Here is a 17,091-nt window from a genome sequence, read left to right on the forward strand (position 1 = left end):
ATGAAAGCGTTGTTCCGTCTGCTGCGGCTGCTGGCCCTGCCCGTCGTGGCCGTGCTGCCGCAGGCCGCCACGGCGCAGTCCGCGCCGGTGCCCGCCTTCGACTTCGAAGGTGTCGCGGCGATCGCGCGCGAACGCGCCGCCCGGCCGCACCGGCCCGACGCCGCGCCGCTGCCCCCCGAGCTGGGCGCGCTGGACTACGACGCCTACCGCGACATCCGCTTCCGTCCGGACCGCGCGCTCTGGCGCGAAGCCCAGCTGCCGTTCGAAACGCAGTTCTTCCATCGCGGGCTGTACCAGCGCGAACAGGTGCGCGTGCACGAACTGCACGAAGGCCAGGCGCGCCCCGTCCCCTACGCCAGCGGCGACTACGACTTCGGCCGCAACGCCTTGCAGCCGCAGTCCTGGGCCGACCTCGGGCACGCCGGCCTGCGCATCCACTATCCGCTGAACACGCCGCAGTACAAGGACGAACTGGTCGTCTTCCTGGGCGCGAGCTACTTCCGGGCGCTCGGCCAGGGGCAGCAGTACGGCCTGTCCGCCCGCGGGCTGGCGATCGATACGGTGGGCGGCAGCGGCGAGGAGTTCCCGCGCTTCACGGACTTCTGGCTGCAGCGGCCCGCGCCGGACGCACGGCAGGTCACGCTCTACGCGCTGCTCGAATCGCCGCGCGCCACCGGCGCCTACCGCTTCGACATCGTCCCCGGCGAGCAGACCGTCACGCGCGTGCAGGCGCGCATCTTCCTGCGCGCGCCCGTCGCGCGACTGGGGATCGCGCCGCTCACGAGCATGTTCCTCTCCGGCGAGAACCAGCCGCGGCCGGGCGACTTCCGTCCCGAGGTGCACGATTCCGACGGGCTGATGGTCGCCGCCGGCAACGGCGAGTGGCTGTGGCGGCCGCTGCAGAACCCGCGCCGCACCAGCGTCAACAGCTTCGCCGTGCAGCAGCTGCGCGGCTTCGGCCTGATGCAGCGGGACCGCGCGTTCGCCAGCTACGAGGACACCGAGGCCCGCTACGAACGGCGTCCCAGCGCCTGGGTCCGGCCTCTGTCCGACTGGGGACCCGGCCGCGTGGAGCTGCTGCAGCTGGCCACGCCCGACGAAACGCACGACAACATCGCCGCCTACTGGGTGCCGGACCGCGTGCCGGCGCCGGGCGAGCCGCTGGACCTCGCCTACGAGATCGCCTGGCAGGGCGACGCGCAGCAGCAGCCCCCGGGCAGCCGCGTCGTGCAGTCGCGCCGCGGCGTCGGCTACACGCGCCTGACGCCGCTGGAGCTGTCGGCGCAGGTCCAGTACGTCCTCGACTTCGAAGGCCCCGCCCTGGCGGCGCTGCCGCCCGGTGCGCCGGTGCGCGCCGTCGCCAGCGCCGACGACAACGGCCGCGTCCTCGAAGCCATCGCCTATCCGCATCCCGCCGGCCAGCGCTGGCGCCTCACCCTGCGCGTGCAGCGCCTGGACCCTTCGCGGCCGGTCGAACTGCGCGCCTTCCTGCAACACGACACCCACATCCTGAGCGAGACATGGAGCAACATCATCCTTCCCGAGTGAGCGCCGCACAGGCGCCCGGCCGCTCCCGCCTGCGCGAGGAGCGCCACCCGAATTCCGTCACCGCGCCGCCGATCCGGCGCGGCTCGATGCCGCCGCGTCCCTGGCGCGGGTTCTGGAACGGCGTGGGGACCGCGCTGCTGTCCGGAGCGGACCGCCTGCTGCCAGGCGGCGCGCGTCCCGCCGCGCGCGAAGTGCGCGAGCCGTGGCAGGACGCGGCCGCGCGCCGCCGCCTGGTCTTCGCGCTGCTGACGCTGGTCACGACCAGCGTGGCCAGCTGGCTGTTCGCGCAGGCGCAGCCCGACTACGGCAACGAATTCCTCGAATGGGGCCAGATCGCGCTGTTCGCCATCCTCTCCACCTGGGTGGTGACCGGCTTCGTCACGGCGCTCATGGGCTTCTGGGTCAGCCTGTTCGGCGACGCCGCCTCCGTGTCCGCGCGCGCCGTGCAGCACCACGGCATCGCACCCGACGCCCGGACCGCGATCATCATGCCGATCTGCAACGAGGACGTCGCAACCGTCTTCGCCGGGCTGCGCGCGACCTGCGAATCGGTGGCCGGCACCGGCCACGCGCCGGTGTTCGACGTGTTCGTGCTGTCCGACAGCAACGACCCGGCCATCATCGCCGCCGAACGCGCCGCCTGGGCGGACCTGCGCGCCGCGCTCGCGGGCCATCCGCAGCAGCCGCAGATCGAGGTCTACTACCGCCTGCGCCAGCGCCGCACGCACCGCAAGGCGGGCAACGTCGCCGACTTCTGCCGGCGCTGGGGCAAGGACTACCGTTACATGGTGGTGCTGGACGCCGACAGCGTGATGAGCGGCGACTGCATCGCCACCCTGGTCAAGCTGATGGAGGCGCACCCGCGCGCCGGCATCATCCAGACCGCCAGCCAGGCCGTCGGCCATGCCACGCTGCATGCGCGCGCGCAGCAGTTCGCCTCGCGCGTCACGGGCCGCCTGTTCACGCTGGGCATGCAGTTCTGGCAGCTGGGCGAGTCGCACTACTGGGGCCACAACGCGATCCTGCGCGTCGAGCCTTTCATGCGGCATTGCGCGCTGGCGCCCATCCCGGGCCGTGGCGGCCTCTGCGGCCCCATCCTGTCCCACGACTTCGTCGAAGCCGCGCTGATGCGCCGCGCCGGCTACCACGTGTGGCTGGTGTCCGACCTGGAAGGCAGCTACGAGCAGCAGCCGCCCGACCTGCTGTCGGAGCTGCAGCGCGACCGGCGCTGGTGCCAGGGCAACCTGCAGAACTCGCGGTTGATCGCCGAGCCCGGCCTGCACCGCGTGCACCGCGCGATGTTCGCCATCGGCGCCATGTCGTATCTCTCCGCGCCGCTCTGGCTCGCGTTCCTGACCTTCGGCACCGTGCTGTGGATGACCGGCGCCGCGATCGAGCCGGGCTGGCATGCGGTGCCCGCGGAACTGCGCAGCCTGTGGCTGTGGACGCTGGCGATGCTGTTCATGCCGCGCGTGCTGGGGCTGGCCGCCGTGTTCCTGAAGCGCGGCCAGAACGGCTTCGGCGGCACGCTGCCGCTGCTGGGCAGCGCGGTGGTCGAGACGGTGATGGCGCTGCTGCAGGCGCCGGTGCGCATGCTGGCGCATTCGCTGTTCGTGCTGGTGGCGCTGACCGGCTGGAAGCTGGAATGGAAGTCGCCCCCGCGCGAAGCCTCGGGCCTGTCCTGGGGCCAGGCCGCGCGCCGCCTCGCACCGATGACGGCGCTGGTCGCGGTGCACGGGACCGCGCTGGCCGCGATCCAGCTCGGCGCGCTGGTGTGGCTGGCACCGGTGGCGCTGCCGCTGCTGCTGGCGGTGCCGCTGGCCGTGCTGACCAGCCACGTCGCGCTCGGCGACTGGATGCGAGCGCGCGGCGTGCTGGTGATCCCGGAAGAGTCGCGTTCGCCCGCGGTGCTGCGGCGCGCGTGGCGGCATGCAGGTTTGCTGGCCGCGTAAGTCGACCTCTCTCCTGCACAGCCACCCTCGCGTGCAAAGCGGCCCACGGGCCGCTTTTTTCATGGGGCAGGCAGCGTGCGGCGGACGTGGCACAGCAATCAACGGTTGCACGATGACCTGTTGGTTTTTGTCTCGCAACGGGCCAAACCGCCCCAGGCCGCTCTGCTCTTCCCGATACTCCGCCTTCGCATTTGATCGTCGTTCGGAGCTTCATCGTGAAACCACAAGAGTCATCCTTCTTCCGCCACCGCCTGCATGCGGTCGGCCTCGCCGTGCTCGGCGCCACCCTCGGCGCACCGGCCATGGCGCAATGGGCGCAGTGGTCGCAAAGCGGCTATGTGGGCGGCAGCATCGGCGCCACCCAGTCCCGCTTCGACAACGCGCCGGCGACCTCGCCGCCCACGGCGCTGACCTCGACCAGCGAGGACGACAGCGAGATCGGCGGCAAGCTGTTCCTCGGTTACCAGTTCCACCGCAACTTCGCGGTGGAAGCCGGCCTGTTCCACCTGGGCAGCTTCGACTACGCGTATGGCGGCCCGGCGGGCACCATCAGCGGCACCTCGCGCTTCCGCGGATTGAATCTCGACCTGGTCGGCACCCTCCCGATCACCGACCGCTTCTCGGGCATCGCGCGCATCGGCGCCGCCTACACGCAGACCCGCTCGAGCGTCGCGACCACCGGCGCCATCGGCGGCGGCGGCACGAGCAGCGACCGGAACTGGGGCCCGAAGATCGGCGTCGGCCTGGAGTACGCCTTCACGCCCACCCTGTCGATGCGCGCCGAACTGGAGCGCTACCGTGTCGAGGACCGCGCGCGCGGCCGCGACTATGTCGACATGGCTTCGATCGGCCTGGTCTACCGCTTCGGCGCGCCGGCGCCGACCATGACGCGCGTCGTCTCGCCGCCGCCCCCGCCTCCGCCGCCGCCCCCGCGGGCTGTCGCGGTGCCGCCCCCGCCGCCGGCGGTGCAACCGCCTCCGCCCCCGCCGCCGCCGGCCCCCGCACCCGCACCGCTGCCGGCCAGGCCGTACCGCAACTGACGGCCAACACGCAAACCCGCTTCGGCGGGTTTGTCGATGGTGCGGTCAGGGACGCTGGAAAGCGGCCGCCGTCGACGCGTGCACGACGCGGGGCGCGTCCACGTCGTACGAGCCGAACAGTTCCTGCGGGCGCCGCTGTTCCGGCAGGATGTAGACCACGCCGCCTCCCGCGAACGCCGGCCGCACCACGCCGTCGTAGAAGGCCGCGGGCACGTTGATGCAGCCATACGTGATGCGGCGGTCGCCCGCGACCTGGCTGGCCAGGCGCTGCAGCCGCCGCTCCTGCGGCACGTTCGTCACCACGCGGTGCAGCGCGAGCGCGTTCTGGTAGTCCACCCAGAGGATGTCCTCGCCCTTGGGCCCCACGCCCATGCGGGCTTCGAAGCGGCCGGCCGGCGTCGTCCGTTCCTCCGGCCGGATGCTGGCGATGGGACGCTCACCGATGCCGGGCACGGACAGGTCGCCCGGCGCGGAACCCACGAGTGCCGCTGTCGCTCCCAGCAGCCCGCCCTGCGCGTCGAACACGTAGAGCCGGCCATGGACCTTGTCCACCACGGCGAAGGGCCGGCCCTGCGGGTCGCGCGAGTGCACCGCCCAGTCCGCCACGTGGCGCACTTCCGGCGAAGCGCCTTCATGCCCGGCTTCCGCGACCTTGGCCGAGCGCAGGCTCTCGCCGCCTTGCTGCGCAAGGGCGTGCGTGCCGTGCAGCGCGACCATGCACGCCACCCACACCGCCACGGCCGACACCGGATACCTCGCCAACGGGCGCATCGTCTCGCCTCCCTGTGCAGAACTGAGGCGAGATTCTTCGGCGCGCGCGCACGCGTCCGCGTGGCTCCGCAGGCAGCAGCGCGCGCCGGATCGCGCGCGAGATCAGGAAGGACGGCGCCTACAGCGGCGCGAAGCGGCGGCTATTCGATGCGCGCGCCGGACGCCTTGACGATGGCGCCGGCGGAGTCCCAGTCGGCGCGCAGCAGCTTCTGGAACTCGTCCGGGGACAGCGTGCCGCCCTCGACGCCCAGGCGCGTCAGGCGCTCCTGCACCACCGGGTCCTGCAGCACCTTGTTGATCGCGGCGTTGAGGCGATCGACTTCGGCCTTCGGCGTCCCCGCAGGCGCCAGCACGCCGATCCAGGAATCGAACTTGTAGCCGGGGACGCCGGCCTCCGCCACGGTGGGCAGCTCCGGCATGAACTTGGACCGCTGCGTGCCGGTATAGGCCAGGATCTTCAGCCGCGCATCCGACTTGAACCCGGTCACGCCGATCAGCGACGAGGTCACGCCCTGCACGCGGCCGGCCAGCACCTCGTTGACGGCATCGCCGGTGGACTTCATCGGCACGTGCTGCATCTCGAGGCCGGCCTTCGCGAGGAAGTAGGCCATGCCCATGTGCGTCGCGCTGCCGTTGCCGGCCGACGCGTAGTTCATCTGCCCGGGCTTCGCCTTCAGCAGCTTCACGTAGTCGGCGAGCGTGTTCACGCCCAGGTTGCCGGGCGCGGCAATCACGTAGCCGGAGTTGCCGACGTACGAGACGCCGACGAAATCCTTCACCGGGTCGTAGGCCAGCTTGCTGTACAGGTGGCCGGCCAGGGTGTGGCTGGCCGCCGCCAGCACCAGCGTGTTGCCGTCGGCGGGCGCCTTCGCGACCGCGGCCGTGCCGACGGTGCCGCCGGCGCCGGGGCGGTTCTCCACCACGACGGAGGCGCCCAGCGCCTGCCCCAGTTCGGCGTTGAAGGTGCGCGCCACGGTGTCCTGCACCGCGCCGGGGCCGAAGGGCACCACGAGGCGGATCACGCGCTGGGCGAATGCGGGCGAGGCCGCGGCGGCCGCGAGGACGAGGGCGACGGTGGCGCGGCGGAAGACGAGGTTCGGCATGTTCACGGCTCCTGGATGCTTTGGGCAAGCCACTTCTGCGCCAGGCGGACGAAATAGCTGGCGCCGATGGGGATGATCTCGTCGTTGAAGTCGAACGAGGTGTTGTGGATGATGCAAGGACCGGGCCCATGGTCCGGCAGGCGGTGGCCGCCGTCGCCGTTGCCGATGAAGGCGTAGCAGCCGGGCCGGACCTTCAGCATGTGGGCGAAGTCCTCGGCGCCCATCACCGCCGGAAAGTCCGCGTCCACGCGGTCGCCGCCCACGATGTCGCGCATCACTTCGGCGGCGAAGCGGGCTTCGTGCGCATGGTTCACCACCGGCGGCGACGCGCGGCGGAAGAAGATCTCGGCGCGGCAGCCGTGCGCCTGGGCGATCCCGTCGGCGATGCGGCGCATGCCGCCCTCGATCGCATCGGTCGCCGCTTCGGAGAAGGTCCGCACCGTGCCGCCCACCCAGGCTTCGTCCGGGATCACGTTCGGCGCTCCCGAGCCCTGGATCTGCGTGACGGCCAGCAGGGCGCGCTCGGTGGACGCGATCACCCTGGGCACCAGCGTCTGGAGTTGCTGCCCCAGGTCGATCACCGCCGCCACCGGGTCGATGCCGGTGTGCGGCAGGGAGGCGTGCGTGCCACGGCCGTGCATCGTCACCTTCCAGGTGTTGCTCGACGCCATCAGCGCGGCCTCGTTCAGCGCGAACCCGCCGACGGTCTCGATCGCGAAGTTGTGCAGCGCGAAGACGGCCTCGCAGGGAAAGCGCTCGAACAGGCCGTCCTGGATCATCTTCAGCGCCCCGGCCTTGCCCATTTCCTCGGCCGGCTGGAAGATGAAATGCACCGTGCCGTCGAAGTCGCGCGCCTGCGCCAGGTGCCAGGCCGCGGCCAGCAGCATGGTGGTGTGGCCGTCGTGGCCGCAGGCGTGCATGCGGCCGTCGTGCGTGGAGCGGTGCGGGAAGCGGTTCTCTTCCTGCAGCGGCAGGGCGTCGAGGTCGGCGCGCAGGCCGATCGTGCGGCGGCCGGTGCCGCACTTCAGGACGCCGACGACGCCGGTGCCGGCGATGCCCTCGTGCACCTCGATGCCCCATTCGCGCAGGAGGTCCGCAACGACCTTCGAGGTGCGGTGCTCCTCGAAGCCGAGCTCCGGATGGGCATGGATGTCGCGGCGCAGCGCGACGAAGCGAGAGATGTCGGCGAAGCTGTCAACGAGGTTCATGGCCCCGGAGTATGCAACGCCGCCCGGCGCTAGAACGGAAGCTTCGGCATCCCTTTGCCGCCGCCGCCCATGCGCTTCATCATCTTCATCAGCCCGCCGCCCTTCATCTTCTTCATCATCTGCTGCATCTGCTCGAATTCGTTGAGCAGGCGGTTCACTTCCTGGACCTGGACGCCGGCACCGGCGGCGATGCGGCGCTTGCGGGTGGCCTTGATGATCTCGGGCTTGCGGCGCTCGGCGGCCGTCATGCTGCAGATGATCCCCTCCTTGCGGCGGATGTCGCGCTCGGCCTTGTCCATGTCGACCTGGCCCGCCTTGGCCTGCACCTGGGCCGGCATCTTGTCCATCAGCGTCGACAGGCCGCCCATGCTCTTCATCTGCTGCAGCTGCGCGAGGAAGTCGTTCAGGTCGAAGCCCTGGCCGCTCTTGACCTTGGCCGCGAGCTTCTGCGCCGCCTCCATGTCGACGCCGGCCTGCACCTGCTCCACCAGCGCGACGATGTCGCCCATGCCGAGGATGCGGCCGGCATGGCGTTCGGCGTCGAACACCTCCAGCCCGTCGATCTTCTCGCTCACGCCCGCGAACTTGATCGGCGCGCCGGTGATCTGCCGCACCGAGAGCGCCGCGCCGCCGCGCGAGTCGCCGTCGAGCTTGGTCAGCACGATGCCGGTGAGCGGCAGCGCCTCCCGGAAGGCCTTGGCGGTGTTGACCGCGTCCTGGCCCTGCATCGCGTCGACCACGAACAGCGTCTCGACCGGGTTCACGGCCGCGTGCAGTTCCTTGATCTCGCGCATCATGGCCTCGTCGATCGCCAGCCGGCCGGCCGTGTCGACCAGCAGGACGTCGAAGTACTGGCGGCGTGCGTGGTCCAGCGCGGCGCGCGCGATGTCCACCGGCTTCTGGTCCGGCGTGCTCGGGAACCACTCGGCGCCCGCCTGCTTCGTGACGGTCTTCAGCTGCTCGATGGCGGCGGGGCGGTAGACGTCGCCGGACACCGTCAGCACCTTCTTGCGGCGTTTCTCGATCAGGTGCTTGGCCAGCTTGGCCGTGGTCGTGGTCTTGCCGGCGCCCTGCAGGCCCGCCATCAGGATCACCGCCGGCGGCTGCGCGGCGAGGTTGATGTCGCTCACGCCCTCGCCCATGGTCGCGACGAGTTCGCGATGGACGATGCCCACCAGCGCCTGCCCGGGGTTCAGCGAGCCGACCACCTCCTGCCCGAGCGCCTTGTCCTTGACGCGCGCGATGAAGTCGCGCACCACGGGCAGGGCGACGTCGGCTTCGAGCAGCGCCATGCGGACTTCGCGCAGCATCTCCTGCACGTTGTCCTCGGTGATGCGGGCCTGGCCGCGCATCTGCTTGACGAGGCGGGAAAGTTTGTCGGAGAGGGCGGAGGCCATGGGAAGTGGGGGTGGCGCCACAGGCTGGCCGCGGAGCGGCAGAGGCAGGAAGGCCAGGGGCTAAACTTGGTCCATGATTTTATCCAGTGCCTCCCCGGCGAGTGTGGCGCTCTCCGTCGCCGCGGCCACGGCCTATGCCGTGCCCGCCGCGGCGGCGGCCCGCCTCAGCGAGGGGGCGGCACGCGCGGCCCTGCTGGTCGCATGGGTGCTCCACGGCGCGGCCCTCGCGTGGGGCCTGGTCGGGGATTCGCCCCGGTTCGGCTTCGCGCCGGCGATCTCGGTGACCGCGTGGCTGGTGCTCACGGTGTATGCGGTGGAACGCCAGGTGTTCCCGCAGCTGCAGGCCCGCTGGGTGCTGGCCGCGCTGGGCGCCGCGGCGGTGCTGCTGGCCGCGGTGTTTCCCGGGACGCCCCTCCACGTCAACACCTCCGCGTGGTTGCCGCTGCACTGGGCGCTGGGCATCGCCTCCTACGGCCTCTTCGCCGCCGCGGTGGTGCATGCCTGGCTGATGCAGCGCACCGAGCACACCATGCGCATGGCCACCGCCGAACCGCAGGCCGGGCTGCCGCTGCTGACGCTGGAACGCCTCACCTTCCGCTTCGCGGGCGCCGGGTTCGTGCTGCTGACCGCCACGCTGGTGGTGGGCGTCTTCTTCTCCGAGCGCGTGTACGGGCGCGCCTTCCGCTGGGATCACAAGTCGGTGTTCTCGGTGCTGGCGTGGGTCGCGTTCGCCCTGCTCCTGCTGGGGCGGCTGCGCTTCGGCTGGCGCGGACGCAAGGCGGTGCGCGTGATCTACATCGGCTCGCTGCTGCTCCTGCTGGCGTACGTCGGCTCGCGCTTCGTGCTCGAGGTGGTCCTGAGGCGGCCCGCATGAAATACCTCCTGCTGCTGGCCGTCCTGGGGGTGGCCTACTTCCTCTGGCGCAACGCGCGGGTGGCGGCACGCGGCGCCCCGAAGCGGCCGCCGCCGCCCCTGCCGCAGGAGATGGTGCGCTGCGCCGAATGCGGCGTGCACCTGCCGCGGGCCGATGCCGTCGCCGGCACCAACGGCCTGCCCTACTGCAGCGCGGAGCACCGGCTGCGCTCCGGCAGCTGAGGCGGCACATGGCACCGCCTCCGTCCACCTGGGCGAACTCCACGTGGGCCTGGGACACGCCTCCCGCGCCGCCGCCCGAGCGGCCGGAAGACTCCGCCTTCTACCGTCTCTGGCTCGGCTTCATGATGGCGCGCATCGCCATCGCGATCACCCTGCTGGTCCTGCTCGGGGCGCTGATGGTTGCCGGCGTCGCCCCCATGAACCCGTGGCAGCTGGGGCTGTGCGGCACCTACCTGGCGGCCTCGCTGGCGGTGCGCGCGTTCACCCGGCCGGCACCGCCCGGGCGCACCTTCGATCCGCAGTGGGTCTCCACCATCGGCATCGACCTGGTGGCGTTCTCCACGCTGCACTTCCTCGAGGCCGCCAGCCTCAACTACGCGCCGCTGTTCGCCCTGCCGGTGCTGACCGCGTCGGTGCTCGGTTCCGGGCTGCTGGCGCTGGGCACCGCCGCGGCGGTCACGCTGCTGCTGCTGGTCGACGCCTGGCTGCAGTCGCTCGTGTTCCTCGACCCTGCGGCCCGCCTGGTGCAGGCGGGCTTCGCCGGCGGCGGCTACTTCCTGGTGGCCTTCCTCGCCAACCAGCTTTCGCAGCGACTGGCCGGCGAGGAGCAGGCCGCGCGCCGCAGCCTGTCGGCGGCGCGCACGCAGGGGCAGGTCAACGAGCTCGTCATCGAGAGCCTGCGCGACGGCCTCCTGGTGGTCAGTGCGGACTGGCGGGTCCATGCCGCCAATCCCGCCGCGCGCGCGCTCCTGGGGTGGCAGGCCCGCGAGGCCCCCGCGTCGCTGGCGCTGGTGTCCCGCCCCGGCTGGAGGCCGCTGGCCGCGCTGGCGCAGCGCACCTTCGACACCGGCGACCCGCAGAGCGCGGAGCTCGCGCTGGAACTGGCGGCGGGCGAGAGCCTGCACCTGAAGGTGCGCACGCGCCTCACGCCGCCGCCGGACGCATACGCCGAGACGCTGTGCGTGATGTTCCTGCAGGACCTGCGCGAGGTGGAGGCGCAGCTGCGCACCGAGAAGCTGGCCGCCATGGGCCGCATGTCCGCCGCCGTCGCCCACGAGATCCGCAATCCGCTCGCCGCCATCGCACAGGCCAACGGCCTGCTCGCCGAGGAGCTGACCGAACCGGGCCAGCAGCAGCTGACGACGCTGGTCCAGAAGAACGCGCAGCGCCTGTCGCAGATCGTGGAGGAGATCCTCAACCTCGCGCGCGTGCAGCCGCGCACCGCCGACTGGCTGGAGCTCGACGCGGTCGTCCGGGGCTTCGCGGGGGAATGGGAGCGCAACGCGCAGGCGGGAGACCGCCTGCGGCTGCAGCTCGATTCGCACGCCGCCTGGGCGGCGTTCGACGGCGAGCACCTGCGGCGCGTGCTCGTGAACCTCCTCGACAACGCGCTGCGCTACGTCTCCGGCGCGCCCGCCGCGATCATCGTCGCCACCGATTGGTCGGCAGGCGACTGCCGGCTGCACGTCTGGAGCGACAGCCCGCCGCTGGATGCCAGCGTGCAGCGCCACCTGTTCGAACCCTTCTTCTCGTCGGAGAGCCGCTCCAGCGGCCTGGGGCTCTACATCTGCCGCGAGTTGTGCAAGCGCCACGATGCGGAAATCTCTTATGCCCGCGCGCCCGCGCCCGACGCGAGCGGCCGCGAGGGGAACGCGTTCACCGTGACTTTCCGCACGCGCACGACGGTGGTGCCAGGCGGCGCACCGTTTGCCACAATACGCGCCTGATGGCAGCGCCCAATCCGTCCCCGGCCCACGTCCTCGTCGTCGACGACGAACCCGATCTCCGCACGCTCTACGAGCTGACGCTGCTGCGCGAGGGCTACCGGGTGGATGCCGCCGGCACGCTGGCCGAAGCCTGGCAGCTGCTCGAAGGCGCGAAGTTCGACGCGGTGATCACCGACATGCGCCTGCCCGACGGCCTCGGCCTGGAGATCCTGAACCGCATGGCCGCGCAGCAGCGGCGCGAACGCTGCGTCGTGATGACCGCCTACGGCTCCGCGGAGAACGCGGTCGAGGCCCTCAAGGCCGGCGCCTTCGACTACCTCACCAAGCCGGTGGACCTGAAGCAGTTCCGCAGCGTCGTCGCGGCCGCCATCCTGGAAGGCAACGCACCGGAACGCACGCGCGGCAGCGGCGGCACGCGCCCCGGCATCGCGCAGGAACGCTCCGGCGGCTCCGCGCTGCAGCGGCTGGTCGGCGATTCGGCGCCCATGCGGACGGTGAAGGAGCGGATCGGGAAGGTCGCCCGCAGCATGGCGCCGGTGCTGGTGCGCGGCGAGTCGGGCACCGGCAAGGAGCTGGTGGCGCGCGCCATCCATGCCTGCAGCCACCGCGCCGACGGCCCCTTCGTCGCCGTCAATTGCAGCGCGATCCCGGAGACGCTGCTGGAAGCGGAGTTCTTCGGGGCGAAGAAGGGTTCGTACACCGGCGCCGCCGCCGACCGCGAAGGGTACTTCCAGGCCGCCCGCGGTGGCACCTTGTTCCTCGACGAGATCGGCGACCTGCCGCTGCCCATGCAGTCCAAGCTGCTGCGCGCCATCCAGGAGCGCAGCGTGCGCGCGCTCGGCTCCACGCAGGAAGAGGCCGTGGACGTGCGCATCGTCAGCGCCACGCACAAGGACCTCGCCGCGGACGTCCAGGGCGGCCGCTTCCGGCAGGACCTGTTCTACCGGCTGAACGTCATCGAGATCGTGGTGCCTCCGCTGCGCGAGCGGCGCGAGGACCTGCCGGCGCTGTGCAACGCCCTGCTTGCCCGCATCGCGCAGGAAGCCGGCATGCCCGCGCCGCACCTGTCGGAGCAGGTGCTGCAGCAACTGCAGGCGCACCCCCTGCCGGGCAACGTGCGCGAGCTGGAGAACCTGCTGCATCGCGCCCTGGCGCTCTCCGACGGCTCGCAGTTGCAGGTGGACCTGGCCCCCGGCGCGGCCCCGGCGACCGCCTCGCCCGCGCCCGCCGCCGGGGCATCGGCCCCGCCCGCGGCGCCGGAGGCCGCGGCGCCGGCGGCCGTGCCGAACGACCTGCAGGCCTACCTGGACCAGCAGGAGCGCGAGATCCTGGTCAAGGCGCTGCGCGAAACCAATTTCAACCGCACGGCGGCGGCCCAGCGCCTGGGCCTGAGCCTGCGCCAGATCCGCTACCGCATCGCGCGCCTGGCGATCGCCACGCCCGGCAGCGACGAAGCCGATGACCCCGCCACGCCGGCCTGAGGGCGCCGCGGCGCTCTGGGACGGCGGCTGGTACCGCTTCGCGCACCGCATCGCCTCGCCGAACTTCGGCCCGCGCCCCGGCGGCGCCAGCATCGACCTGGTGGTGGTGCATTCGATCAGCCTGCCGCCCGGCGTCTTCGGCGGCGACGAAGTGCAGCGCCTGTTCACCAACACGCTGGACTGGGACGCCCATCCCTACTTCCAGCAGATCCGCGGCATGCAGGTGTCGGCGCACTTCTTCATCCGCCGCGACGGCGCGCTGATCCAGTTCGTGGATTGCGACGCGCGCGCCTGGCACGCCGGACCTTCGCGCTGGCGCGGGCGGGACAACTGCAACGACGATTCGGTGGGCATCGAGCTGGAAGGGCTCGAAGGCGGGAGCTTCGAGCCGGCGCAGTACGAGGCACTGGCGGTGGTGTGCGCCGCCCTCGCGGAGCGCTACCCGATCCGCCATGTCGCCGGCCACGAGCACATCGCGCCGGGCCGCAAGAACGACCCCGGCGCCGGCTTCGCATGGCCGCTGCTGCAACGCGAACTCGGCTGGCCCGCCGAGTGGTTCCCCCCTTCCGCCTGAAGCACCCGCCGGCAAGTTGCTGAGGCACAACGCGACAACTGCGAAGCAGTTCACGCTTTGGGGCGGCGCGTCGCGGCGTCCGGCCCGCCTCACAGGCTGCGCACAGCGTTGTCCACAGCTCGTTCACCGGGTTGCTCGGTACAACCACTACCTGTAGTGGCTTGCAATGCCCCGAGACCCTATCTATAGTGCCCCGGCAGACGGAAGGCGATTAAACTTCGCCCCCTTCGCAGAACAACCGCAGCACGAGGACGAACCGCATGCAACCTGCCCTGAGCACCCCCACCGTTGCCTCACCCGGCGCCGCCGCCGCTCCGCTGGCCTCCGCCGCGCAGTCCGGCGCCACGCCGCTGGCGCACTACCAGATCATCCGCCGCAACGGCGCGGTGGTCCCGTTCGAGCCCAGCAAGATCGGCATCGCGATGATGAAGGCCTTCCTGGCGGTGCACGGGACGCAGGGCGCGGCCTCGGCGAGCGTGCGCGAGACGGTGGACGTGCTCACCCAGAGCGTCGTGCGGGCGCTGGTGCGCTCCCGCCCGGGCGGCGGCACCTTCCACATCGAGGACGTGCAGGACGCGGCCGAACTGGGCCTGATGCGCAGCGGCCACCATGAAGTCGCCCGCGCGTACGTGCTGTACCGCGAGCGCCGCGCGCAGGAGCGCGCCAAGCAGTCGCAGGACCAGGCGCCGGTCGCGCCCCAGTTCCACGTGCTCGACGGCGGCCAGCGCGTGCCGCTGGACACCGAAGGCCTGCGCGCCCTGATCCTCGCGTCGTGCGAAGGCCTGGGCGCCGACGTGAAGCCCGAGCCGATCTACGCCGAGACCCAGCGCAACCTGTACGACGGCGTGCCGCTCGACGAGGTCTACAAGGCCTCCATCCTGGCCGCCCGCACGCTGATCGAGAAGGAACCCGACTACACCTTCGTCACCGCCCGCCTGCTGCTGCACACGATCTTCAAGGAAGTGGTCGGCCGCGAAGTGGCCCCGGCCGAGCGCGCCGAAGCCTACGCCGACAACTTTCCGCTGTTCATCAAGAAGGGCGTGGAAAACGAGCTGCTGGACGAGCGCCTGCTGCAGTACGACCTGGCCCGCCTGGGCGGCGCCCTGAAGGCCGACCGCGACCTGAAGTTCGACTACCTCGGCCTGCAGACCCTGTACGACCGCTACTTCCTGCACGTGCGCAAGACCCGCATCGAGCTGCCGCAGGCCTTCTTCATGCGCGTGGCCATGGGCCTGGCGCTCAACGAGATCGACCGCGAAGCGCGCGCGATCGAGTTCTACGAGGTGCTCAGCAGCTTCGACTTCATGTCGTCGACGCCGACGCTGTTCAACGCCGGGTCGCTGCGCTCGCAGCTGTCCTCCTGCTACCTGACGACGGTGCCGGACGACCTGGACGGCATCTACGAGTCGATCAAGGAAAACGCGCTGCTGTCCAAGTTCGCCGGCGGGCTGGGCAACGACTGGACCCGCGTGCGCGCGCTGGGCTCCCACATCAAGGGCACCAACGGCGAGTCGCAGGGCGTCGTGCCCTTCCTGAAGGTGGTGAACGACACCGCCGTGGCGGTGAACCAGGGCGGCAAGCGCAAGGGCGCCGTCTGCGCCTACCTGGAGTCCTGGCACCTCGACGTGGAAGAGTTCCTGGAGCTGCGCAAGAACACCGGCGACGACCGCCGCCGCACCCACGACATGAACACGGCCAACTGGATCCCGGACCTGTTCATGCGCCGCGTGATGGAAAAGGGCGACTGGACCCTGTTCTCCCCCTCCTCCGTCCCCGACCTGCACGACAAGTTCGGCGCCGACTTCGAGCGCGCCTACCTGGCCTACGAGGAAAAGGCCAGGCGCGGCGAGATCAAGCCGAGCAAGACGATCCCCGCCAACGACCTGTGGCGCAAGATGCTCTCGATGCTGTTCGAGACCGGCCACCCCTGGATCACCTTCAAGGACGCCTGCAACGTCCGCTCGCCGCAGCAGCACGTGGGCGTGGTGCACTCGTCCAACCTGTGCACCGAGATCACGCTGAACACGTCCGACACGGAGACGGCGGTCTGCAACCTGGGTTCCGTGAACCTGCTGCAGCACCTGAAGGACGGCCAGGTCGACCACGAGAAGCTGAAGAAGACGATCGCCACGGCGATGCGGATGCTCGACAACGTCATCGACATCAACTACTACGCCGTCAAGAAGGCCCGCGACTCCAACATGCGCCACCGCCCGGTGGGCCTGGGCGTCATGGGCTTCCAGGACGCGCTGTACGAACTGCGCATCCCCTACGCCTCGAAGGACGCGATCGAGTTCGCCGACCGCTCCATGGAAGCCGTCTGCTACTACGCCTACTGGGCGTCGACCGAGCTGGCCCGCGAGCGCGGCAAGTACTCCAGCTACAAGGGCTCCCTGTGGGACAAGGGCATCCTGCCGCTGGATTCGCTGAACCTGCTGGCCGACGCCCGCGGCGAGCAGTACGTGGACGTGGACCGCTCCACCACCTTGGACTGGGACGCCCTGCGCAAGAAGATCGCCGCCGACGGCATGCGCAACAGCAACTGCGTGGCCATCGCGCCGACCGCGACCATCTCCAACATCATCGGCGTGGACGCCTCCATCGAGCCCTGCTTCGGCAACCTCTCGGTCAAGTCCAACCTGTCCGGCGAGTTCACGGTGATCAACCACTACCTGGTGCGCGACCTGAAGCGCCTGGGCCTGTGGGACGACGTGATGGTCATGGACCTGAAGCACTTCGACGGCTCGCTGCGGCCGATCGACCGCGTGCCGCAGGAAGTCAAGGCGCTCTACGCCACCGCCTTCGAGGTGGAGCCGGTGTGGCTGGTGGAAGCCGCCGCCCGCCGCCAGAAGTGGATCGACCAGGCGCAGTCGCTCAACATCTACATGGCCGGCGCCTCGGGCAAGAAGCTGGACGAGACCTACAAGCTCGCCTGGCTGCGCGGCCTGAAGACCACCTACTACCTGCGCACCACCAGCGCGACGCAGGCCGAGAAGAGCACGGTGCAGTCCGGCCGCCTGAACGCGGTGAGCAACGGCAACGGCGCCGGCGGCATGAGCGCGCTCGAAGCGGCGGCGGCGGCGGCGCGCGCGCAGATCGAGGCGCAGACGTCGGGTGCGACGCCCGCGACCGACATCAAGTTCTGCGGCGTCGACGATCCCACGTGCGAGGCTTGCCAGTAATTCGAAGCGCGAA

At 71.0% G+C, this 17,091-nt stretch carries 13 protein-coding genes; 9 read left to right on the forward strand and 4 right to left on the reverse strand.

Annotated features, from left to right (window positions below; translation table 11 throughout):
* The 3 genes from IM787_RS06690 (at position 1) to IM787_RS06700 (ending at position 4,540) form a co-directional block, all read left to right on the forward strand.
* Positions 1-1,548 (forward strand): glucan biosynthesis protein G, encoded by a 1,548-nt coding sequence (locus IM787_RS06690; RefSeq protein WP_193675864.1) that lies wholly within the window; start codon positions 1-3, stop codon positions 1,546-1,548.
* Positions 1,521-3,500, forward strand: coding sequence for a glucans biosynthesis glucosyltransferase MdoH (gene mdoH / locus IM787_RS06695; RefSeq protein ID WP_193675865.1), 1,980 nt, complete (start codon positions 1,521-1,523; stop codon positions 3,498-3,500). Before IM787_RS06690 ends, mdoH begins: the two co-directional genes overlap by 28 nt.
* Positions 3,501-3,715: 215 nt before the next feature.
* The gene (locus IM787_RS06700) at positions 3,716-4,540 is read left to right on the forward strand and encodes a porin family protein (RefSeq protein ID WP_193675866.1); all 825 of its coding nucleotides are present in this window, start codon (positions 3,716-3,718) and stop codon (positions 4,538-4,540) included.
* 45 nt (positions 4,541-4,585) lie between these two features.
* Here the strand turns inward: IM787_RS06700 and IM787_RS06705 are convergent, their stop codons facing one another.
* From IM787_RS06705 to ffh, 4 genes are all read right to left on the reverse strand, one after another.
* Positions 4,586-5,311, reverse strand: a complete 726-nt coding sequence (locus IM787_RS06705) for a hypothetical protein (RefSeq protein ID WP_193675867.1) — start codon at positions 5,309-5,311, stop codon at positions 4,586-4,588.
* Positions 5,312-5,451: 140 nt separating this feature from the next.
* Positions 5,452-6,414 carry a tripartite tricarboxylate transporter substrate binding protein gene (locus tag IM787_RS06710; RefSeq protein WP_193675868.1) on the reverse strand — a complete coding sequence of 321 codons (963 nt, stop codon included), beginning with the start codon at positions 6,412-6,414 and terminating at the stop codon, positions 5,452-5,454.
* Between the two features lie 2 nt (positions 6,415-6,416).
* On the reverse strand, positions 6,417-7,622 hold the full coding sequence (locus tag IM787_RS06715; protein ID WP_193675869.1) for a M20 aminoacylase family protein: 1,206 nt from the start codon (positions 7,620-7,622) through the stop codon (positions 6,417-6,419).
* 29 nt (positions 7,623-7,651) lie between these two features.
* Entirely contained in the window at positions 7,652-9,019 is a 1,368-nt protein-coding gene (gene ffh, locus IM787_RS06720; protein WP_193675870.1) for a signal recognition particle protein, read from the reverse strand.
* 73 nt (positions 9,020-9,092) lie between these two features.
* Between ffh and IM787_RS06725 the strand changes: the two genes are divergently transcribed.
* The 6 genes from IM787_RS06725 (at position 9,093) to IM787_RS06750 (ending at position 17,078) form a co-directional block, all read left to right on the forward strand.
* Entirely contained in the window at positions 9,093-9,893 is an 801-nt protein-coding gene (locus IM787_RS06725) for a cytochrome C assembly family protein (protein WP_193675871.1), read from the forward strand.
* Entirely contained in the window at positions 9,890-10,114 is a 225-nt protein-coding gene (locus IM787_RS06730) for a PP0621 family protein (protein WP_193675872.1), read from the forward strand. The genes IM787_RS06725 and IM787_RS06730 overlap by 4 nt, the downstream gene beginning before the upstream one ends.
* Before the next feature lie 8 nt (positions 10,115-10,122).
* A complete protein-coding gene (locus IM787_RS06735) occupies positions 10,123-11,841 on the forward strand; it encodes a sensor histidine kinase (RefSeq protein WP_193675873.1) in 1,719 nt (572 codons plus the stop codon).
* Complete coding sequence (locus IM787_RS06740) at positions 11,841-13,322, forward strand: sigma-54-dependent transcriptional regulator (protein WP_193675874.1); 1,482 nt, start codon at positions 11,841-11,843, stop codon at positions 13,320-13,322. Before IM787_RS06735 ends, IM787_RS06740 begins: the two co-directional genes overlap by 1 nt.
* On the forward strand, positions 13,300-13,896 hold the full coding sequence (ampD, locus tag IM787_RS06745; protein ID WP_193675875.1) for a 1,6-anhydro-N-acetylmuramyl-L-alanine amidase AmpD: 597 nt from the start codon (positions 13,300-13,302) through the stop codon (positions 13,894-13,896). Before IM787_RS06740 ends, ampD begins: the two co-directional genes overlap by 23 nt.
* Positions 13,897-14,156: 260 nt before the next feature.
* Complete coding sequence (locus IM787_RS06750) at positions 14,157-17,078, forward strand: ribonucleoside-diphosphate reductase subunit alpha (protein ID WP_193675876.1); 2,922 nt, start codon at positions 14,157-14,159, stop codon at positions 17,076-17,078.
* The last annotated feature ends 13 nt before the right edge of the window (positions 17,079-17,091 follow it).

It is taken from the genome of Ramlibacter pallidus, from assembly GCF_015070875.1.
Lineage (GTDB): Bacteria > Pseudomonadota > Gammaproteobacteria > Burkholderiales > Burkholderiaceae_C > Ramlibacter > Ramlibacter pallidus.